This window comes from Mucilaginibacter sp. P25 (assembly GCF_050859465.1).
Classification (GTDB): domain Bacteria; phylum Bacteroidota; class Bacteroidia; order Sphingobacteriales; family Sphingobacteriaceae; genus Mucilaginibacter; species Mucilaginibacter gossypii.
Window position 1 is genome coordinate 5513091 of record NZ_CP193937.1, and the last position, 22016, is coordinate 5535106.

At 44.5% G+C, this 22016-nt stretch carries 11 protein-coding genes and 4 pseudogenes; 10 read left to right on the forward strand and 5 right to left on the reverse strand.

Features of this window, described 5'->3' with window-relative positions; genetic code table 11:
• Positions 1-23: 23 nt before the first annotated feature.
• Together ACRQ5D_RS27785 and ACRQ5D_RS27790 are read right to left on the reverse strand one after the other, a co-directional pair.
• A pseudogene (locus tag ACRQ5D_RS27785) lies at positions 24-1366 on the reverse strand (deoxyguanosinetriphosphate triphosphohydrolase).
• Positions 1367-1425: 59 nt separating this feature from the next.
• A pseudogene (locus tag ACRQ5D_RS27790) lies at positions 1426-3038 on the reverse strand (Na+/H+ antiporter).
• A gap of 769 nt (positions 3039-3807) precedes the next feature.
• Between ACRQ5D_RS27790 and ACRQ5D_RS27795 the strand changes: the two are divergent.
• The 7 genes and pseudogenes from ACRQ5D_RS27795 (at position 3808) to ACRQ5D_RS27825 (ending at position 16640) form a co-directional block, all read left to right on the forward strand.
• Entirely contained in the window at positions 3808-4950 is a 1143-nt protein-coding gene (locus tag ACRQ5D_RS27795) for an efflux RND transporter periplasmic adaptor subunit (RefSeq protein ID WP_091162713.1), read from the forward strand.
• 136 nt (positions 4951-5086) lie between these two features.
• Positions 5087-8190: pseudogene (locus ACRQ5D_RS27800) on the forward strand (efflux RND transporter permease subunit).
• Positions 8191-8202: 12 nt separating this feature from the next.
• The gene (locus tag ACRQ5D_RS27805; RefSeq protein WP_091162711.1) at positions 8203-9648 is read left to right on the forward strand and encodes a TolC family protein; all 1446 of its coding nucleotides are present in this window, start codon (positions 8203-8205) and stop codon (positions 9646-9648) included.
• Positions 9649-10288: 640 nt separating this feature from the next.
• Entirely contained in the window at positions 10289-13147 is a 2859-nt protein-coding gene (locus tag ACRQ5D_RS27810; RefSeq protein WP_091162710.1) for a M16 family metallopeptidase, read from the forward strand.
• 436 nt (positions 13148-13583) lie between these two features.
• The gene (locus ACRQ5D_RS27815) at positions 13584-15026 is read left to right on the forward strand and encodes a DNA/RNA non-specific endonuclease (protein ID WP_091162709.1); all 1443 of its coding nucleotides are present in this window, start codon (positions 13584-13586) and stop codon (positions 15024-15026) included.
• A gap of 416 nt (positions 15027-15442) precedes the next feature.
• Positions 15443-15811, forward strand: coding sequence for a transposase (locus tag ACRQ5D_RS27820; RefSeq protein WP_431200280.1), 369 nt, complete (start codon positions 15443-15445; stop codon positions 15809-15811).
• Positions 15804-16640, forward strand: coding sequence for an IS3 family transposase (locus tag ACRQ5D_RS27825; protein WP_431200279.1), 837 nt, complete (start codon positions 15804-15806; stop codon positions 16638-16640). Before ACRQ5D_RS27820 ends, ACRQ5D_RS27825 begins: the two co-directional genes overlap by 8 nt.
• Before the next feature lie 651 nt (positions 16641-17291).
• Here ACRQ5D_RS27825 and ACRQ5D_RS27830 read toward each other — a convergent pair.
• Positions 17292-17903, reverse strand: coding sequence for an SMP-30/gluconolactonase/LRE family protein (locus tag ACRQ5D_RS27830; protein WP_432329895.1), 612 nt, complete (start codon positions 17901-17903; stop codon positions 17292-17294).
• Positions 17834-18184, reverse strand: coding sequence for an SMP-30/gluconolactonase/LRE family protein (locus tag ACRQ5D_RS27835; RefSeq protein ID WP_432327306.1), 351 nt, complete (start codon positions 18182-18184; stop codon positions 17834-17836). Before ACRQ5D_RS27835 ends, ACRQ5D_RS27830 begins: the two co-directional genes overlap by 70 nt.
• A gap of 213 nt (positions 18185-18397) precedes the next feature.
• Here ACRQ5D_RS27835 and lysS point away from each other — a divergent pair.
• Positions 18398-20118: pseudogene (gene lysS, locus ACRQ5D_RS27840) on the forward strand (lysine--tRNA ligase).
• A gap of 234 nt (positions 20119-20352) precedes the next feature.
• On the forward strand, positions 20353-20571 hold the full coding sequence (locus ACRQ5D_RS27845; protein WP_090527160.1) for a hypothetical protein: 219 nt from the start codon (positions 20353-20355) through the stop codon (positions 20569-20571).
• A 60-nt stretch (positions 20572-20631) separates the two neighbouring features.
• Here ACRQ5D_RS27845 and ACRQ5D_RS27850 read toward each other — a convergent pair whose 3' ends face one another.
• Positions 20632-21180 (reverse strand): hypothetical protein, encoded by a 549-nt coding sequence (locus tag ACRQ5D_RS27850; protein ID WP_091162705.1) that lies wholly within the window; start codon positions 21178-21180, stop codon positions 20632-20634.
• Between the two features lie 71 nt (positions 21181-21251).
• Between ACRQ5D_RS27850 and ung the strand changes: the two genes are divergently transcribed.
• Positions 21252-21929 (forward strand): uracil-DNA glycosylase, encoded by a 678-nt coding sequence (gene ung, locus ACRQ5D_RS27855; protein WP_091162704.1) that lies wholly within the window; start codon positions 21252-21254, stop codon positions 21927-21929.
• The last annotated feature ends 87 nt before the right edge of the window (positions 21930-22016 follow it).

Here is a 22016-nt window from a genome sequence, read left to right on the forward strand (position 1 = left end):
CCTCGTCCGGGCATTCGTGTATATCAGCTCATCGACGGGAACGAAATCCCCTTGATTTTTCTGAACAACTCAACCGCATACAGATCGGTCATGCCCGAAACAAAGTCAAGAACGGTCTGGATCTTTGAATAATCGTCGTTGGCTTTGGTTAAAAACTGTTTAGGGATCAGTTCGATCAGTTTCTCGTGGTATTTTGAATTATTTTTTAAATAAGCAGGGACAAACTCTTCCAATAAACCACCCATTACCTTATAACCGGCAACTTCCTTTTGCACTACCGGGCTATAGTTGTAGATCTTTTTTACAGAAACCTTTTCGATCGCTTTCATGGCAGACCGGAGTGGTTCTTCAATTGCATCCATCAGTGCCGAATTAAAATCACCATTCATGATCTCTTCCTGTTTGTCGTAAAACAGATTTGAACATTGATTTACCAGGGTATTTATTGCTATTGCCCTCAAATAGCCAACTTTGGCGTCTGTATCATCAAACTCTTCCAGTCGCTCTTCCATCCTGGGAATAGTACACAATGGCATTAGCAATGCTTTCACTTCCTCATAGGAGAGTATTTTAAGGCGATGGGCATCTTCCAGATCAACGACATTGTAGCAAATATCATCAGCCGCCTCAACAAGGTATACTAATGGATGCCTTTTGTAAATAAGTTCATCGTCCTCTACCCTGATCAAACCCAAATCATTGGCTATCTTTTCAAAGTCCTGTTGCTCGGAAGCAAAGAAACCATATTTCTTTCGGTAGATGATACCCTTTTTATGCCCGGCGACAGATGAACACGGGTATTTTGCAATAGAAGCGATGGTTGAATAAGTTAATGCCAAACTCCCCGGCCTTTACCGGCAAACGGATGCGTCAATAATCTCAGGGCATTGGCGTTGCCTTCAAAATGAGTGAGATCTTCCCATTGCTGCGCAGTAACAGTGTCTTTATAATCCTTACCTGCTCCTTCTGCAAAATAATGTGAAATGGCTGATTCGCCTGAATGGCCAAAGGCGGGATTACCCAAATCATGGGCTAAACAGGCTGCAGCCACCATATTACCGATCTCACTGATAAGCGGATATTTCTTTTCTACATCCGGATCTTCTTTAAGCATCCTGTTAAAATGCATCCGCCCTAACGAGCGGCCCACACTGGCTACCTCCAAACTATGGGTAAGCCGGTTATGTACAAAAATGCTTCCGGGTAAAGGGAATACCTGGGTTTTGTTTTGCAACCTCCTGAAGGGTGATGAAAAAATTATCCGGTCGTAATCCCGCTGAAACTCCGATCGTGCATCGATATGGTTTGCAATATATTTATCTTCGTAACCCCAGCGTTTTGCCGATAACAGTTGATCCCAGTTCATTATAGTTTGATGTATATAGAGCGGCAAAAGTAGCCATTATGCATGAAAGAAATAATAGGCTACACCACCTCAAAATGCTGCCTTAATTTCTCTTCTTCCAAATCAAGCAGATCCAATTGCTGCTTTACAATATCATCGCTGATGTTTTCTTTTTTATTCAGTGTAAGTAACAAGGCCCGCTGCTGATCCATTACATCATTTAAAATTACGCGGTAGTCATGATAAAAATTATCGGCGCGTTGTTCACTGCCATCTTTTTCCCAGTCTTTCAGCAGTTCCATATCAGCACTCAATCTTAACCTAAATGCCTTGATCATATCGTTACCGTCTAATCTGTCCGCATATTTATCTTCAAGTATTTGTAATGCCAACTTCGATAACTTTTTCCTGACTAATTGCTTTTGCTGCTCGTGCGAACCTATGTAATCACGATCGGGCATATTTACAAACCTCACCAATAAGGGCAACGTAAGGCCCTGAACCACCAGGGTAAACATGATCACCACGAATGTGATAAACAAGATGAGGTTGCGTTGAGGAAAGGCGGCGCCCGACGGCAAAAGTTCGGGGATACTCAAGGCAGCGGCAAGTGAAACCACGCCCCGCATACCTGCCCAGCCCAGCAATAACGGCCCCTTCCAGCCCGGGCTCGGATCGGCTGTAGTGATGTAACGGCTAATGAATACGGTAAATACAGAGGCCCCAAAAGTACTGGCTAAACGGGCCAGTATCAGTACACCGGTTATAATGAGGCTATAATTTATCGCCGGTTTCAGGCCTTCGGGCCCAAGCGCCTTGATAATTACCGGAAACTCTAATCCTATCAGGATAAACACAAACCCGTTTAAAACAAAAGCTACTGTTTCCCAAACATTAACTCCCTGCAACCGGCTGCGGTAACTTAATATCACGTGCCGTTGTGACGACAGGAACAACCCGCCGCTTACTACAGCCAGCACTCCCGAAAAGTGGAACTCTTCGGCTGCCATATACATAGCATACGGTGTAATAAACGTAAGGATAATATCAATATTGGCCGTAGTTGGCAACCATCGGTGTATGGTGTAAAAACCAAACCTACTGCCAATCCTATAACGATACCCATTACAATCACCAGTACAAAACTTAGCGTGGCTTGTCCTAATGCAAATTTCCCGGTAACCACCGCGGCAAGCGCAAACCTGAATATTACTAAACTTGATGCATCGTTCAATAAGCTTTCACCCTCAACAATAGCAATAAACCGCTTAGGCACTTTTATATTTTTCAGGATAGTACTTGCCGACACCGCGTCGGGTGGGGAAATTATCCCCCCGAGCAAAAAACCCAGGGGCAGGGTAAAACCCGCTATCAGGCTGTTTGACACAACCGCGATTAAACATGACGTTAAAATAACGATCAAAAATGCAAAGCTGGAGATCACCCTGCGCCATTTCCAGAAATCCTTCCAGGAAGTGTTCCACGCCGATTCATACAACAAAGGCGGTAGAAAAATAACAAAGATCAGATCGGGCTGTATTTCGATACCTTTCAGAAAAGGAACAAAACCAAGAGGTAAACCGACTAAAACCAATAGTATGGGATAAGCTATTTTGATTTTTTGCCCAAGCATTACCACAAAAAGGATAACTACCAACAGGCAGGCACATTGAATAATAACGTGATGCAGCATGTAGCTAAAATACAATTATTCGTTGAGTAAAGCTTGCAAGTTATATTACTAGGTAGTATTAAGTAAGCATGAACAAATAACCGTTTTTGCTGTTATGAAATCATTAAATAAAAACTACCGAAGTAAAAATTGAGTTATAAAAAGATAAAATCCTAAAAAACAGCAACAAAAAATAAAAATAAAGTCATTTTATATCAAAAAAAATACAAACCTATTTCGATAGCTTCAAATATTTTAGTATTTTCGCAATCATGGCGCCGACAATAAAAAAAATATTCTTCGCATTATTTTTTTCCAGCTTGCAATAGCTGTAGCCCCTGCTAACGCCGAATCAATTTTAACCCATTACAAAAAATCCGGCCAGGCTGCCGATTTAATTTCCCGTACCCATCAAAGGATCATCGGTCAAATTCAGCAGCAGGAGGTTCAGGACGATTCACCCGATTCGGATACTAACGAAGCTCATCATAACCGTACCATCATACGCTTTTTACCCAGTCGGGTAAATTATTCATCGGCACTAATGCCTGGTCAGCAGGCCTCACTTGCCGATATTATATCATTAGTCGAAAAACGACAAAACCAGAATAAATCCATCAAAGGCTTTTTGCCTGCATATTACAATTTCCTTTTCAGGCTCAGCCCGTTCTGATCCCTTTTCCGTTTCAGATGCCCTTTGCGGCAAATCCATGTTTTTATAAATCAAATTTTAACATTGGCTAACAGTACGTGATTAGCACTGCTATGCCTATAATCTATCCGGAAAAAAATGAAAAGGATCATCATTTATATACCCTTGCTGGCCATGGCCGCCGGCATACTTGTCACGGGTTGCTCAACCAAAGCCAAAACCAATAACGAAGCTGCCGCTTCCGATACGCTTCAGCTGCCTGTACTTACGTTAAATACGCAGGATACCGTTCTTCAAAAATCATACGTTGCCGATATCCAGGCACAAAAAAATATCGAGATCCGTTCACGCGTTCGCGGCTTCCTCGAAAAAATATATATCGATGAGGGAAAGCAGGTTAAAAAAGGCCAGCTTTTATTTAAACTTAACGACCAGGAATTTAAAGTAAACCTGTCAAAAGCTAAAGCCGCGTTAAGTAATGCCGTGGCCGCTGCCAAAGCAACCGAACTTGAGGTAGCAAGGGTTAAACTACTGGTTGACAAGAAAGTAATATCCAAGTCTGAACTGGAAGTTGCCGAATCAAAAATGAGCGCAGATCGGGCAACCATTGAAGAAGCACGCTCTATGGTACAAAGCGCCGAAGACCAACTGGCTTACACTTACATCCATGCGCCGTTTGATGGCATCATCGATAGGATCCCGCTTAAATCGGGCAGTTTGATTGATGAAGGCACATTGCTTACCAGTCTGTCGGATATCAGCTCCATGTACGCTTATTTTAGCTTTCCGGAAAATGAATACCTGCAATATATCCGCAAAAAGGAATCAGCACCGGGCCAAACAAGTGATAAGGTTAAGCTGGTATTAGCAGATGGCCTGGACTTCCCCTACCAGGGCGAAATAGAAACGGTAGAAGCTGAAATTGAGCAAAAAACGGGCTCAATCAATTTCAGGGCAAAATTCCCTAATCCGAACAAGCTATTGAGGCATGGTGCTACCGGTAAGCTTTTCATATCTACCAAAGCCAATAACGTAGTCATGGTGCCGCAGCAGTCGGTGTTTGATATCCAGGATAAAAGTTACGTGTACATAGTTGATAAGGATAATAAACTGCACATGCAGGCCTTTTCGCCGCAAACCCGTTTTTCTACCTATTATATAGTAAAAGACGGTCTAAAAGCGGGCGACAGGATCTTGTACCAGGGAGCGCAGAACGTACGTGACGGCATGATCATTAAACCAAGGAAAATGGCAAAAGATTCATTGCTGGCAATGAAATAATTATCGCCAAGGTTTCCTTTTTCCGGCCGCGTAAAACGCGCGGCGCGGGTTTATTGTACACTTACCCTAACAAACTATGTTCGAAACTTTTATAAAGCGACCAGTGCTGTCGCTTGTTATCTCATTGATAATTACCATGCTGGGTGTGCTGGCGTTGATAACGCTGCCTGTTACCCAGTTTCCTGATATTGTACCGCCATCGGTAACAGTAACGGCCAACTACACCGGTGCCAATGCCGAGGTATGTGCCAAAGCCGTAGCAACTCCGTTGGAGCGTGCCATTAACGGTGTGCCGGGGATGACCTACATGTCGACCGTTTGCAGTAACGATGGCTTAACGGTGATCCAGATCTACTTTAACGTTGGGGTTGACCCCGACCAGGCCGCGGTGAACGTTCAAAACCGCGTAGCCACCATTATTGACGAAATGCCGGAAGAAGTGATCAAAGCCGGTGTTACTACAGAAAAAGAAGTAAACAGTATGCTGATGTACCTGAACATCATGAGCCAGGACACCAGCATGGACGAAAAATTTATTTATAACTTCACCGATATCAACGTTTTACAGGAACTTAAACGAATTGATGGTGTAGGCCGTGCCGAGATCATGGGCGCTAAAGAATACTCTATGCGCGTATGGCTTAAACCCGACAGAATGATGGCCTACAAGGTATCAACCGATGAGGTGATAGATGCCATCCGTGCCCAGAACGTAGAGGCCGCGCCGGGCAAAACCGGCCAAAGCTCGGATAAAACCCCGCAAATGCTGCAATATGTATTGCGCTACCCGGGCAAATTTTTTGAGCCTAAACAATATGAAAATATTGTGATCCGCGCCGAGGAAGACGGTTCGGTATTAAGATTGAAAGAAATTGCTGATGTTGAATTCGGTTCCCTAACCTACAGTATGGTTTCCAATACTGACGGCAAGCCTTCGGCATCAATCATGATAAAACAACGCCCCGGTTCTAATGCCCGCGAGGTGATCAATAACATTAAAACCCGCATGGCCGAGCTTAAGGAAAGCTCATTTCCGGCCGGGATGACCTTCAACGTAAACTATGATGTATCGCGCTTTTTGGATGCATCAATACATGAAGTATTACGTACGCTGGTTGAGGCTTTCATCCTGGTTTTCATTGTAGTATTCATTTTCCTGCAGGATTTCCGGTCGACACTGATCCCGGCTTTGGCGGTCCCGGTAGCCCTCATCGGTTCGCTGTTTTTTATGCAGATGCTGGGGTTCTCCATCAACCTGCTCACGCTCTTCGCATTGGTGTTAGCCATCGGTATTGTGGTGGATAACGCAATTGTAGTAGTGGAAGCCGTACACGTAAAAATGACCGAAAACCACATGAACGCCATGGATGCCACCGTAAGCGCCATGCGCGAGATCAGCGGTGCTATTGTGGCTATTACGCTGGTCATGTCGGCGGTGTTTGTGCCGGTTGCCTTTATGTCGGGGCCTGTTGGGGTATTTTACCGGCAGTTTTCGCTTACGCTGGCTATTTCCATTGTGATATCGGGCGTCAATGCTTTGACGCTTACCCCCGCCCTTTGTGCTATCATGCTGAAACATAGCCCTGCTTCAAAAAAGAAAAGTTTGATGCAGCGCTTTTTTGGCGGTTTCAATAAACGGTATGATGGATTACAGAACAGGTATTCAACCTTCATGACCTATCTGTCGCCGCGCAAGGGTATTACTTTGATATTGCTGGCGGGTTTCTTTATCCTCACCTGGGGAACCAGCGCTATTTTGCCAACGGGCTTTATCCCAACTGAAGACCAGGGTATGCTTTACGTGAACGTAACCACCCCGGCAGGTGCTACAGTTGAGCGTACCGAACAGGTGCTGAAAGAGATCGAAGCCAAAACCAAATCGATGAAATCTATCGAATCGGTTTCAACCCTTTCAGGTTACAGTTTGGTGAATGAGATTGCCGGTGCCTCCTACGGTATGGCCATGATCAACCTTAAACCATGGGATGAGCGCAGTGAATCATTGGATGATATTATTGCCGAACTAACCGCAAAAACCAAGAATATCGGCGATGCTTCTATCCAGTTCTTCCCCCGCCTACCGTGCCGGGCTTTGGTAACGCCAGCGGTTTCGAGATAAGGGTACTTGATAAAAGCGGCCAGGGCGATTTGCAGAAAGCTGCCGATGTAACCAAAAACTTTGTAAATGCGCTTAACGCCTCACCGGAGATTGCCGGAGCATTCACCAGCTTTGACCCCAACTTCCCGCAGTATATGATCTCTGTCGATCAGCAAACAGCGGCTCAAAAGGGCATTACGATTGATAAAGCCATGTCGACCCTGCAAACATTGATGGGGAGTTTCTATGCTTCCAATTTTATCCGTTTCGGGCAGATGTATAAAGTGATGGTACAGGCCTCGCCCGAATACAGGTCGCGCCCCGAGGATGTTTTAAACCTGCAGGTTAAGAACGATAAAGGCGAAATGGTGCCGTTCTCCACATTCATTAAAATGGAGAAGGTTTTCGGCCCCGAACAGCTCACCCGCTATAATATGTATACATCGGCCATGGTTACCGGCGATGCAGACAAAGGCTTCAGCAGCGGCGATGCCATTAAAGCCATTGAACGTATTGCTGCCGAAAAACTGCCGAAAGGCTATGCCTTTGAATGGTCGGGTATGACGCGTGAGCAGATCCTATCCGGTAACCAGGCTATTTACATTTTTGTGATCTGTTTGATCTTTGTTTACCTGTTGCTGGCTGCCCAGTATGAAAGCTTTTTGCTGCCGCTTCCGGTTATCCTTTCATTGCCTACCGGTATTTTCGGCGCGTTTTTCTTTCTGAAAATCACGGGACTCGAAAACAACATTTATGCCCAGGTGGCACTGGTAATGCTTATCGGCTTGTTAGGTAAAAACGCCATCCTGATAGTTGAGTTTGCTATCCAGCGGCAAAAAGAAGGATTGAGCGTGCTAAAAGCCGCTATTGAAGGTGCAGTATCCCGTTTACGGCCAATCCTCATGACCTCGCTGGCATTCATTGCCGGTTTGATACCGCTTTGCGTAGCAAGTGGCGCCGGTGCAATGGGTAACCGGTCGATAGGTACCGCTGCTGCCGGAGGTATGCTGATGGGAACTATTTTCGGATTGATCCTTATTCCGGGTTTATATGTCATCTTCGCGGGTTTGGCCGAACGCAATAAAAAGCAAAAACCAGCCACAGAAGTAGCTCACCATGAGCTCGATATCGTTAATAATTAATCAAGATCTGCAATGCTAAAAAAAGCAATTTTCCATATACTCTATACGGCACTTTTGATGGTAATCATGGCCGGCTGTAAAAGCTACAAACCGGTCACGGGGCAGGAAGTGGCCGCTAATCTGCCGTCGTCATTCAATAACAGTACTGATACGGCAACCATTGCGGCCTTACCAATAGGCCAGTTTTTTGCCGATCAGAGGCTCGTTAACCTCATTGACACAGCCCTTAAAGCAAACCCCGATTTGTTAAGCGCCCTGCAAAGGGTTGAAGCCGCGCGGGCCAATCTACGGTTCAACGCCTCAAAGCTTTTACCTACCATAAACCTCGCCGCCAACGCAGGGGTTGAAAAATATGGTGATTATACCCAAAACGGCGTAGGTAATTACGATACCAATTTTTCAAACAACATCAATAGCGATCAGCATATCCCCAATCCTGTACCTAACTATTTCCTGGGCTTTCAAAGCTCATGGGAGGTTGACCTTTGGGGCAAGCTGAATAACCAGAAAAAGGCCGCCTTTGCCCGTTTCCTGGCCAGTCAAAGCGGATACCACCTGGTAACAACCGCACTTACAGCCCAAATTGCCGGGCTTTATTACCAGTTACTGGCTTACGATACCGAATTAGGCATCATCAAAAAGAATATTAAGCTACAGGAGCATGCCCTGGAAATCGTTAAAATCCAAAAACTGGGCGGCCGCGCTACGGAATTGGCTGTACAGCAGTTTGAGGCTCAGCTGGCCCGAACCAAAGGTTTGGAATACACTACCCGGCAGCAGATTACCGAGACTGAAAACCAGCTTCGTTTTTTAACAGGAAGTTATACCGGAACGGTAACACGGGACACTTCTATCATGAAAACGAAACTACCATTGGTTGTTGGTACAGGAGTTCCATCGCAAATGTTACTGAACCGCCCGGATATCCGAAGCGCGGAGCTGGAGCTTACCGCCATGAACGCGGATATCAAAGCGGCAAGGGCAAACTTTTTCCCCACTTTAACTTTAACTCCTTATGTTGGCTATAATAGCTTCAGGGCAAACCTCTTGTTTGATCCGGCTTCATTTACCTATGGTATTTTAGGGGGTATCACCGCTCCTATTTTCAACCGCAAGGCTATCAAAGCCGAATATGAGCGGACTATAGCTGAACAGAAAATAGCGGTTTACAACTATCAAAAAAGTATCCTTTCAGGTTTCCAGGAAGTGAAAAATAATTTGAGCGGGATAGAGAATTTTAACCGCGCTTTTGAATTTAAACAACAGGAGCTGCAATCGCTAAACAATGCCTTGTCCGTAGCTAACGATTTATACCTTGTTGGCCGGGCCAATTACCTTGAAATTATCACCGCGCAACGCAGCGTACTTGATGCCGAGCTTGAACTGGCCGGTATTAAGCGGGATATTTTCTTAAGCTCGGTTAATTTATACCAGGCTGTGGGCGGCGGCTGGAGATAAATAGATAGTTAATGTTAATAGAAAAAGGGTACTTATTTAGGTACCTTTTTTTGTTTCTATGGGTCATCAAAAGCGTGGAAATGTGCGATTCCCCTCTTGAGAGGTTGTAGGGCGTGTTTCAGCATTTTTGCTAAACACGCAGCAGAAACACCCTTGCCGTCGCTCTTTTCCTGCGCGCCGCCTCTCTGCCCACAAAATTGTTGCGTATAATCAGCAAGGCGTTTGTTTTGCCCCTCTGGGGCAAAGGATATTTCTATTTTTCAGCTACAAACCTTTTGCACCTCTGGTGCACCTGTTTTTAAGCGCGTCTAAAGTAATACCGGTCTGTTAAATAGTAAAAGTCCCCCAGAGGGGGAAAAGGTTTGTAGAATAGCATCCTACCCTTATCCGAACCCCAGAGGGGTTCAACTAACCTGATTACTAAATTGGCAACAGCTATTTGACCATTATTTTGCGGGTGAGCTTAAACTTTCAGGGAGGGAATTGAAAAATACACGCCACACCCGTCACAAATCCGTTACACAAATCAAATTACATCGCAATAATATTAACCAGTAGTATATATTGCTTAATATAGTGGTTCCGGTGTTTACCAAACGAAGCACCGGTTGACTGACTAATACTTAAACAATTAACACAAATGATCAAACTTTTAAAGCATGCATTGATCACTCCATCAATTGCTGTACTGGCGTTTAACGCGGTTGCCCAAACCGCCGCGCAACCAAAGCTTATTGAAAAGGTTACCCGTAAGGGAACCGAGCTGGTGATCCCCTATGAAAAATATGTATTACCTAATGGCCTTACGGTTATTTTGGCCGAAGACCACTCCGATCCGCTGGTTCATGTGGATATCACCTATCACGTAGGTTCGGCGCGTGAGGAGATCGGTAAATCGGGCTTCGCTCACTTTTTTGAGCACATGATGTTCCAGGGATCAGATCATGTAGCCAATGGCGATCATTTTAAGATCATTACCGAAGCAGGCGGTACCCTAAACGGTTCAACTAACCGCGACCGTACCAACTATTATGAAACCGTACCCGCCAATCAGCTGGAAAAAATGCTTTGGCTGGAATCGGACAGGATGGGCTTCCTGCTCGACGCTGTTACCCAGCAAAAATTTGAGGTGCAGCGTGCAACCGTAAAAAACGAACGCGGGCAAAACTACGATAACCGCCCATACGGTTTAGTTAGCCAGTATGCATCAAAAACACTTTATCCATACGGCCACCCCTATTCATGGCTTACCATTGGCTATATTGAGGAGCTGAATAAAGTAGGCGTAAACGATCTTAAAAACTTTTTCCTGAGATGGTACGGCCCTAATAATGCCACGCTAACCATTGGCGGCGATCTTAACCCAAAACAAACCCTTGCCTGGGTGAGCAAATATTTCGGCAGCATCCCAAGAGGTCCTGTGGTAAAGAATATGTATTTACCTGCACCTGTGTTAAAGGCCGACAGGTATGTATCCTACACGGATAATTACGCCAAGTTCCCCTTGTTATCTGTAAGTTATCCCGGCGTAAAGATCTATGATAAAGACATGTCGCCGCTTGATGCTTTATCGGCCATCATCGGGCAGGGCCGTAACTCTATCTTTTACAAAAACTTTGTAAAAACCCGTAAGGCGGCACAGGCCACCATGAGTTCATCCAATACTGAACTGGCCGGTGAGATCAGCATGCGGGTTATACCTTTCCCTGGTCAAACTTTGGCTGATGCCAAAAAACTGGTAGACGAATCATTAGCCGAGTTTGAGAAAAAAGGTGTAAGTGACGATGACCTGGCCCGCTTTAAAGCCACCGCCGAAGCCGATTACATCAACAGCTTATCGAGCGTAAGCGGTAAAGTATCTGAACTGGCACAGGCGCAAACTTTTACCGGTAACCCTAACCAGATCGGCCGCGAACTGGCTGCTATCCGGGCGGTAACCAAAGAGGATGTAATGCGCGTTTATAACCAGTACATTAAAGGTAAACCGGCGGTAATATTAAGCGTATTGCCTAAAGGCGGTAACCTGCAACCTGTAGCACCCGATAATTTTACTGTTGATACCACAGGTTACAAAGCACCGGATTATGGCTATAATGGTTTAACCTATCACAAGCCTAAAGATAGTTTTGATCGTGCCGCAAAACCGGGCGTTGGCCCTAACCCGGCCATTAAAGTTCCGGCTATATGGTCGGCCAATACACCAAATGGCATCAATATCATCGGTACTCAAAATAACGAGATCCCATCGGTATCTATGTCGATCTCTATTAAAGGCGGTGGTTTGTTTGCCATCAACAACCCATCAAAAGCGGGTTTGGCAGGTATTGTCGGCCGTATGATGAATGAAGAAACCCAGAAATACACTGCCGAAGATTTCAACTCCGAACTGGATAAACTGGGCAGCAGTATCACTTTTTATGCCAGTTTAGATCAGATTGATGCTGAGGTATCGTCGCTTACCAAAAACCTGGGCAAGACAATGTCCCTGCTCGAAGAAAGGTTATATCACCCGAAATTTACCCAGGACGCGCTCGACAGGATCAAGAAGCAAACTTTGGAAGGCTTTAAACAAGCTAAAACCCAACCTGCAGGCGTAGCCAGCACAGTTTACAGCAAAATCCTTTATGGTACCGATAACGTACGCACTTACGCCGCGGGCGGTAATGAAGAAACTGTTGCAGGTATAACATTGCAGGATGTTCAGGACTATTACGATAAAAACTTTTCGCCATCGTTAACCAAAATTGTTGTGGTAGGCGATGTTAGCGAGGCATCTGCAAAAAGCGCGCTCGCTTTCCTCAATACCTGGAAGGATAAAAAGGTGACCATCCCGGCTCCTGCTGAGGGTAAAACATTTGATAAAACCACTTTATACCTGGTTGATATCCCAGGCGCGGCACAATCTGAGATCCGTATTGGGTATCTGGATAAACTAAACTATGATGCAACAGACGATTATTATAAGCTGAACATAGCTAACTACATTTTAGGAGGCGCTTTCAACAGTCACATCAATCTTAACCTGCGTGAGAAAAAAGGCTGGACATATGGAGCCCGTTCATCTTTCAGTTCGGGTAAATATGGCGGCGACTTCACCGCTTCGGCCGGCGTATTGGCTACGGCTACCGATAGCTCGGTGGTTGAGTTTATGAAGGAGATCACCAACTACCAAAAAACCGGGATTACACCCGAAGAATTGAAGTTCACCCAAACTTCTATCGGCCAGAGTGATGCCCGTCGTTATGAAACCAACGCGCAAAAAGCGGCGTTTTTATCGCGCATCCAGGAGTACAGCCTTAAACCTACTTTTGTTGACGAGCAAAGCAAGATACTATCGACCATTACTCCCGCCGAGATCAATGGGCTTGCTTCCAAATACCTCAATCCCGACAACATGATCATTTTGGTTGTTGGCGATAAGGCAAGGATCTATCCGGGCCTGCAAAAACTGGGCTACCCGATTGTTGAACTTGATGCCGATGGCAAGCCAAAACAATAAATTAACCTAACAACTGGCGGATAAAACCCTTATACCTTAACCGGTATAAGGGTTTTTATTTTAAAAATCAATCCTTTACAATCAAGCACCAACCCGGCTGGTGTTGTTTGTACCGCTGCTTTGCAACTGAAAAGTTACTATTCAAAACCTATTTACTAACATTGATTTAACCTAAATTGAATACACAAAGTTCAATTTTGAAAAGTTGATATAGTGCTTATGGCAACTGCCAAATGCGGTGACGGTAATATTTAAGTTTTAACTATTAGTGTGCAAGCACTGCACCGGCCTTGTAAAGCCACAATAATATCTCAAGAGGAGCATGTGAATGCCTACTCCTGTTTCTTTTAGTTCCCCTAAATCTTTCCGGTTTAAAAATTTACGCAGCGTAAACGCATTTGCTATGCATTATCTATCTATCATAAAAAACAACATTATGAAAATTAACAACCTACTTATTGGCCTGGGTTTAGCTTTAACCCTTGCCGGATGTTCCAAAGACCTTAAAAACTCGCCTATCCCGCCCAAAACCGGCGATACTACAGCAAGCCCTCCTGCCCCGGTTCCTTATTCCATTACCGAAGGTTTTGAACAGGGCAGTAAAACCGCCTACGCAGCAGCCGATGTAACCCTAAGCACCGGAAGCTGGAATTTTAGCGATGCCCTGATAGGCAATCTCGCTGCCGACCTTAAAGATGGCAGTAAATCTGTAAGGCTGCGTACCGGGGATATCGCGATGAATTTTGATATCAAAGGCCTTACTACTTTATACATTAAACACGGTAAATATGGCAGCGATGCCACATCGACCTGGCAGTTGCTAATGTCGACAGACGGCGGGGCGAATTACACGCAGGTAGGTACCGATATTACTGAAACCAATACCACACTGGTAACCGACTCATTTAAAGTGAGCGTTACGGGTAAAGTTAGGTTTGAGATCAAAAAAGCTGGCACAACCCGCATCAATATTGACGATATTACCTTTAAGGGTACCGGCGATCCGGGCATCACCGTTGGCATACCCGATACAGGCGGCGGCGATACTACCGGCACATCAAACTCAGCAACACCAAGGGACGTTACTGCCGGCGCCGACGCCCCGCCTGCAAGCGGCGATAATAGCAACCTGCTTTTTGGCAACCCCTCAAATGCCCTTTCAACACTGGCATCTAAGGATAACTACCTGATAGACCAGAAGTATTACGTAGAATCATACAACGCCACCAAAGGCGAACCAAACTGGGTAAGCTGGCACCTTGACGCGACCAATACCACCAATGCGACTGGTCGTTTGGATAATTTTGCAGGTTGGAGCGGGATTCCTGCTGGTTGGTACCAGGTAGAAAGCAACAGCTATTCGGGCAGCGGGTTCGACAGGGGGCATAACTGTCCCTCGGCCGATCGTACCAGTTCAACCAACGCTAACTCATCAACCTTCCTGATGACCAATATGATACCGCAGGCGCCTCAAAATAACCAGCAAACCTGGGCCAATCTTGAAAATTACCTACGCGAACAAGTGGCGGCCGGTAACGAGGTTTACATAATTATGGGCAGCTATGGTACAGGGGGAACAGGCTCAAACGGGACTGCCAGTACCATCAATAATGGCCACGTAAATGTACCCAGCAACGTTTGGAAAGTCGCCCTGATCATCCCCAAAGGTGACGGCGACGTTGCGAGGGTTACCGCTTCAACCAGGGTTATCGCGATAAACACCCCTAATGTTAACACCATCAACTCCGACTGGACCAAGTACATAACAACTATCAAGGATATTGAAAGAGCAACAGGTTATACCCTGCTCTCAAGCCTGCCAACTGCGGTTAGAACAGCGCTTGAAGTTAAGGTAGATACCGGAGCCTCGGGAACATAAGAAATTGGTAATTGAAAAAGGAAGCCGGGGGTATATAATATTTCCGGCTTTTTTATTGGCTTTTTCGCGGGTGTTCAATTTTTGAAAAAAGGGGTGTTCAACTTTCAGAAGCTCAATATCATAACACATTGACTATCAGCACCAAGATGTTCAAATTCTCTTATTGGGCGTTTCTTTATATTTATAAAACATTGATTATCAGCGGTTAAAATTTAGACAAAAACAACAAGTGTTCACACTTTTAAAAATTGAACACCTGGTGTTTGTCTTGCTAAATATTTAAATCCTGTGAACTCCAAAGGTGAAATGACAAAAGAGGCCTGTCAGTCTGAACTTGTCGAAGACTCGCGCGCAGAGTCCCGCCCTGAGATGCATCGGTAAAGCCGGACAGTCGAGATGCTTAACTTAGCAAATCAATGGACAAGAAAAAGTCAAGCCGCCGTGTTTACGATGCGGATTTTAGGTCGGATGTATTGAAGATGGTTTTTAGTGGTCGTTCGGTTGTGGACGTGGCCGCTTCGTTGGGGATCAGGGAGAATTTGATCCACAAATGGAAAAGCCGTTATAAAGAAACAACGGGATCATCGGCGCTGAAATCGCCAGGGTCAGAAACGCCGATTGTATCGGTAGAAGAATATGAACGAATGAAGGTACGTCTGCGAGAAGTGGAGCAGGAAAGGGATATCTTAAAAAAGCATTGGGCATTTTCAGCCGGACAACTTAAAGCAGGTGTACGCTTTTATTTTATCACAGGAGCTGTTTTTTCCGGTGATAAGGATGTGTGATGTATTATCGGTGAGCAGGAGCTGTTACTATGCCTATCGTAAGCAGGATGAGCAGGCTGAATGCTCAGTTCAAAAGAAGATCGAAGCGCAGGTAGTTGAAGCCTTCCGGTTACATAAACACCGTTATGGTATCCGTAGGTTAGTCCCGGAGTTGTCAGACCAGGGATTAAAGATAGGTCATTACCGGGTACGGCGTATCTTACATCAAAATGGATTGAAAGCGATTCAACCCAGATCATTTGTGCCCCGGACAACAGATAGCCGACATCCATATCCAATCAGCCCCAACCGGTTGAAAGACAGGTTACCGCCATCAGGGATAGACCAGATATGGGTTGGCGATATCACCTATATCCCGCTAAGAGAAGGATCCTGGTGCTATCTGGCGGTATGGATGGATCTGTTTTCCCGCAGAGTGATCGGGTGGCAGTTGTTGCACCACATGAAAGAGGCCCTTGTACTGGAGGCGTTTCAGAAGGCCTATAGCAATCGTAAAGCTGATAAGGGGTTGATCGTTCATTCAGATCGTGGCGGACAATATGCAGGGAATATATTCCGCCGATGGCTTGCCAGGTGTCATGTACTACAAAGCATGAGCGATGCGGACAATCCGTATGACAATGCTTTTATGGAATCGTACTTCTCCCGGTTTAAAGCCGAGCTATTGCAGGACGGCTCTTTTGAAAATATAGAAAATGCCCGCAGCGAGATATTTGAATATATTGAAATGTACTATAACCCTATCCGAAGACATTCAGCCTTAGGCTATATCAGCCCGATGGCGTTTGAGCGAAAGGCAAGTTATCCACAAAAAGCGGAGGCCCGATAAAAAGAAAAAAGAAGCAAAAAAAGAAAAACGTGTTGAAATATGGAAAACTCTCCGAGTTTCCCACATTTCAACACCACAAACAAACAACAAGTTATTTATTTTTACTTTTATAAATCATGACAGATCAACTGTCCGGATAAACCATCACACCCCACCCACCATGCTTCGACAAGCTACCCATGACATAATTAAATTAAGGATGCTCCCGTCAGCAGGTAAGCTTCGGGTGAAAGCGGGCAGAACAATGGTGGTCTTGAGTGCAGGAAGGGGCATAGCAAGTTTTTGCAGAAGCATTGGGAAAGCGCGAGCGTAGCGGGGCAAAATAATTGCAGCCCGTGGTTCTGCCCGTTTTGCAGGGCAAAGGCCCGCGCGACGGGCTGTGGAGTGGGTGAGCGCAAAGAAGCCTCCCTGCTGACTTGATTTTTGGGTACTTTTGTATCAAGACAAAAGTACCTGGCCCCGCGCGGCTAAGAGCGCGACAATGCAAGTTCAATACCACTAAGCACCTTTTCTGCCGATAAAGGGATTGCTTCGTAACTCAGCAATGACGTGGAAGAGATGTCATTGCCTTCAGACTCCAGCGGATTTAAATCACTCAGGATGACCCTTACTTTATTTTGTCATGGGTATACTGATAGTATAGTGACCGGATCAATCCACTCCTTTTACATTCATTTTAAAGGTATAAACTGCCTTTGATGCGGTTATAAATAATACATCTTTGTTTTTTCCGCCAAAACAGATGTTGGCAGTCCACGGTTCATCGATATCTATGTGGCCAATCTTTTCGCCTTTAGGGTTAACTATGGTAACTCCTTTGCCGCACATATAAATATTGCCATGCTCATCTATTGTCATACCATCGCAGCCCATAGCGATAAACAGGGTGCGGTTGGTTAATGTACCATCTTTATTGATATCGTAACGATAGGTTTTGTTATCGCCGATATCGGCTACATACAAAGTCTTACCATCCGGAGTTCCGATGATGCCGTTAGGACGCACAAACTTATCATCAACCATAACAGCCGGTGCCTTGCCTTTGGCCAGGAAGTATAATTTTTGTCCGTCGAGGTCGGGTTGTTTACGGGTCCAGTAATCACGCTGATAGTAGGGATCGGTTATATAGATGCCCTCGTCCGGGCGCACCCAAACATCATTAGGGCCGTTAAACTTATGCCCCTGGTAATCTTTCAGCAAAATAGTAACCTTTCCTTTAGGGCTGATAGACCAAAGCTGATCATCGGCATCGGCACAACTAATGAGATTCCCTTTTTATCAAAATACATCCCGTTTGAGCGGCCAGCACTATCCAGGAAAACAGAAAGCTTGCCATTGGTATCATATTTCCAGATCTTGTTGTTGGGCTGATCTGTAAAAAACACATTGCCTTTTTTATCGACAGCCGGCCCCTCGGTAAAGGAGAATTGTTTGGCAACCAGTTGGGGTTTTGTATTGGGGTCGTACAAATTGGCATCGGTTTGTGCAAACACTTTAACAGAGAGCGCCGATATCAATAAAATGAAAGTAGAGACTTTTTTCATGGTTTACGGAATGTTATAATGGTTTTGCTAAAGTAATATGTTTTTGAGACCGATTATTTTAAAGGAGTAAAATATTTGATACAAGTGGTAGTTTTGTAGGATTGAAGATAAACCCACCTGACTACGCTTACCAAACACATTTTTGATCGGTGTGATAGCGTGATAACTTAAAAAACCTTACTTTTGCACCTTTATTAAAATACCGTACATCACATGAGTATTGCATTATCCGAACAGGAGATCATTCGCCGCAAATCTTTACAGGAGCTACGTGCACTGGGAATTAACCCTTACCCTGCCGAAGCTTTTAATGTTAACGCCTGGGCACAGGATATAGCCGATAATTTTAAGGATAAACCCGAGGCCTACCAGGATGTTGTAATTGCCGGCCGCATCATGACCCGTCGTATTATGGGCAGCGCTTCTTTTGCCGAACTGCAGGATTCAACCGGTCGTGTGCAGATCTACCTGAAACGCGATGATATTTGCCCTGGCGAGGATAAGACCTTATATAATACTGTATTCAAAAAACTGCTGGACATTGGTGACTACGTTGGCGTAAAAGGCTATGTGTTCCTCACTCAAACGGGCGAGATCTCGGTTCACGTACGTGAGCTCGTTGTGCTTTCAAAATCTCTGAAACCGCTGCCAGTTGTTAAGCGCGAAGAGGACGGAACTATCCATGATGGTTTTACCGACCCTGAACTGCGTTACCGCCAGCGTTACGTGGATTTAACCGTTAACCCGGATTACAAACAGATCTTTATCAATCGCTCGAAAGTGATCAGCGCTATGCGCGATTACTTTAATACCCAGGGATGGATGGAAGTGGAAACCCCAATCCTGCAGCCTGTGCATGGTGGTGCAGCGGCCCGTCCGTTTGCAACGCACCATAACACGCTGGATATGCCCTTGTTTTTACGTATTGCCAACGAGCTTTACTTAAAAAGACTTATCGTTGCCGGTTTTGACGGTGTTTATGAGTTTGGCAAAATGTTCCGTAATGAGGGCATGGACCGCACCCACAACCCGGAGTTTACCGCCATGGAAATTTATGTAGCCTATAAAGACTATATATGGATGATGGCCATGGTTGAGGAATGCCTGGAAACTGTTGCCAAAGCAGTTCACGGAATCCCGGTTGTACAGGTTGGCAGCAATGAAATTAACTTTGCAGGTCCGTACGAAAAATTATCGATGTATGACTCGATCCTGAAATACACCGGTATTGACGTATCTGCAATGGACGAAGCAGGCTTACGCGATGTTTGCGAAGAACTAAAAATAGAAGTAAACCCAAGCATGGGCAAAGGCAAACTGATCGACGAGATTTTCAGCGCTAAAGTTGAGCATCACCTGATCCAGCCTACTTATATTACCGACTACCCTATCGAAATGACCCCTCTTGCCAAAAAGCACCGTACTAAAGAAGGTTTGGTTGAGCGTTTTGAGTTATTCGTAAATGGTAAAGAGATAGCAAATGCTTACTCGGAGCTGAATGACCCTATCGACCAGCGTGAGCGTTTGGAAGAGCAGCTGATCCTGGCCGGTCGCGGTGATGACGAAGCTATGGCCATGGATGACGATTTTTTACGTGCGCTTGAATATGGCATGCCGCCAACATCTGGTTTAGGTATCGGTATCGACAGGCTGGTAATGCTGATGACCAATCAAAGCACCATCCAGGAAGTATTGTTCTTCCCGCAAATGCGCCCGGAGAAAAAGCTAAAGTAGCTACCGCCGATGATTTTATAAATATTGGCGTACGAGCTGAATGGGTACCGGTATTGAATAAAATGGGCTTTAATACCGTTGAAGAATTAAAAGCAGCTAACCCCAACAAGGTATTTAATGATCTTGGCGGGATGCGTAAAAAACTAAAACTCGATATTACCATGCCAACCAAAGAAGAGGTAATGGCTTGGTTTGAATAATTAAACCTTGATTTGTAGGATTTTCGGATTACCCTGATATTTAATAATGGCCTGCTTCGTGCAGGCCATTTTAGTTTATAATCAATCGTAAAATCTTTCAATCAAGAAAATCAACGCAATCAGCGTAATCCCTCCATTCAGCGGTTATAATTTCTTAACAAAAGCTTAAAAAAAATAATACTTTCATTTAAAAAGAGTTAGCTATTATTGTAATAAACATATATTACAAATATCATGACCAACTCAATATTAGAGATCACCGAAAACGAATACCTGATCAAACTTAACAGGAGCAATTTTAACCTGTCGTTCATCAGGAGTTTATTGAAGCTTGTTGAAGTGGCCAACCCGTCTGAAGAATCTGAATATTCATCATACACAGACAGCTACGTTCAGCCTTATCAAAACCATTCAGCTACGCCTGATTATTTCAGCGCCATTGAAGAAAAATAAAAGGGACGCGGTTTTCGCGTCCCTTTTATTTTTTATACCTTTTCCTATCTGTTCTTTTTCTTAGAACTGACGATATCCACCTCTTACTACTTGCTTATCCATCTGGGCTAATTGGCCTTTCATCATTTTGATCTGTTCGGTAAGCAACTTGTTCTTGTCATCTTTTGAAGCTTCTGACAAATACATTTGCGCCTCGCGCTTGTTACGCTTAGCCATTGAAATGCCGGCCAGGCTCAACTTCGCCAAAGCTATATTGTGCGACATTTTCATACCCAGCGACAGAGCTTTCTTAAAGTATTTCTCTGATTTCATTGGCGCCTTGCGTGATTCGATCAAACCGATCAGCAAGTTGTAGTAACCGTGCTGGTTTTTGTGCAGCTGTTTTTCGTAATCGGTAATTTTCAACAACCATACTTCTGACTTTTCAGAATTTTCCTTACGCAAAAAATACTGGGCGATGATCATATTCTCGTTAAAGAAGAAGCTAAGCAGTATAATACCGCCCATTAACAGAACAAAAATACCCCATCCCCAAAAACCGAATGCACAAAGGGCAACCGCCGCACCCATCACTACACAAGCAATAACTAACCGAACAATATTTGACATAATTTGTGATACTAATATTAGCGCAAATATCTGTTTATTTGTACGCTAAACCAACTTCTATATAAATATTTATGGCGATTGCATTACCACCATCATGGCTTGAGGTTTTACAACAGGAATTTGACAAACCTTACATGATAAAACTTAAACAATTTTTAAAAGAAGAGCAGCAATCAGGGCAAGTTGTTTATCCCAAAAACGGCGAAATTTTCAACGCTTTCAATACTACACCTTTTGATGATGTTAAAGTAGTTATATTAGGGCAGGACCCGTATCATGGCGCTCACCAGGCCCATGGTCTTTCCTTTTCAGTACAAAAGGGCATTGCTATTCCCCGATCATTAATAAACATTTACAAAGAGCTGCAAAACGATATTCCCGGATTTAAAATCCCCGCACATGGCAACCTCGAAGAATGGGCTAAACAAGGTGTGTTGTTACTGAACGCTACACTAACCGTTAGGGCAGGCAATGCAGGTTCGCACCAAAAAAGAGGATGGGAAGAATTTACCGATGAAGTAATCAAAACCATTTCCGATAAAAAAGAAGGTATCGTGTTTATACTGTGGGGAGCTTTTGCCCAATCAAAAGCGGTTTTGATTGACGAGAAGAAACATTTTATTATTCGCTCTCCGCACCCCTCGCCTTTCTCAGCCGATCGTGGTTTTTTTGGCAGCAAACCATTTTCAAAAACTAATGAGATATTGAAAAAGGAAGGGAAAGAAGAGATTGACTGGCAAATACATTGAGCGAGAGACAAGACGCCAAGAGTCAAGAAACAAGATTTAAAAAAGTCTGAAAATAAAAAGAGTCAAGAAATAAAAGATATTTAATCC

Coding starts and splice junctions, on each gene's coding strand:
- ACRQ5D_RS27845 (WP_090527160.1), top strand. CDS start 20,353: ATGACCAACTCAATATTAGAGATCACCGAAAACGAATACCTGATCAAA.
- ACRQ5D_RS27825 (WP_431200279.1), top strand. CDS start 15,804: ATGTGTGATGTATTATCGGTGAGCAGGAGCTGTTACTATGCCTATCGT.
- ACRQ5D_RS27835 (WP_432327306.1), bottom strand. CDS start 18,184: ATGAAAAAAGTCTCTACTTTCATTTTATTGATATCGGCGCTCTCTGTT.
- ACRQ5D_RS27850 (WP_091162705.1), bottom strand. CDS start 21,180: ATGTCAAATATTGTTCGGTTAGTTATTGCTTGTGTAGTGATGGGTGCG.
- ung (WP_091162704.1), top strand. CDS start 21,252: ATGGCGATTGCATTACCACCATCATGGCTTGAGGTTTTACAACAGGAA.
- ACRQ5D_RS27810 (WP_091162710.1), top strand. CDS start 10,289: ATGATCAAACTTTTAAAGCATGCATTGATCACTCCATCAATTGCTGTA.
- ACRQ5D_RS27805 (WP_091162711.1), top strand. CDS start 8,203: ATGCTAAAAAAAGCAATTTTCCATATACTCTATACGGCACTTTTGATG.
- ACRQ5D_RS27815 (WP_091162709.1), top strand. CDS start 13,584: ATGAAAATTAACAACCTACTTATTGGCCTGGGTTTAGCTTTAACCCTT.
- ACRQ5D_RS27820 (WP_431200280.1), top strand. CDS start 15,443: ATGGACAAGAAAAAGTCAAGCCGCCGTGTTTACGATGCGGATTTTAGG.
- ACRQ5D_RS27795 (WP_091162713.1), top strand. CDS start 3,808: ATGAAAAGGATCATCATTTATATACCCTTGCTGGCCATGGCCGCCGGC.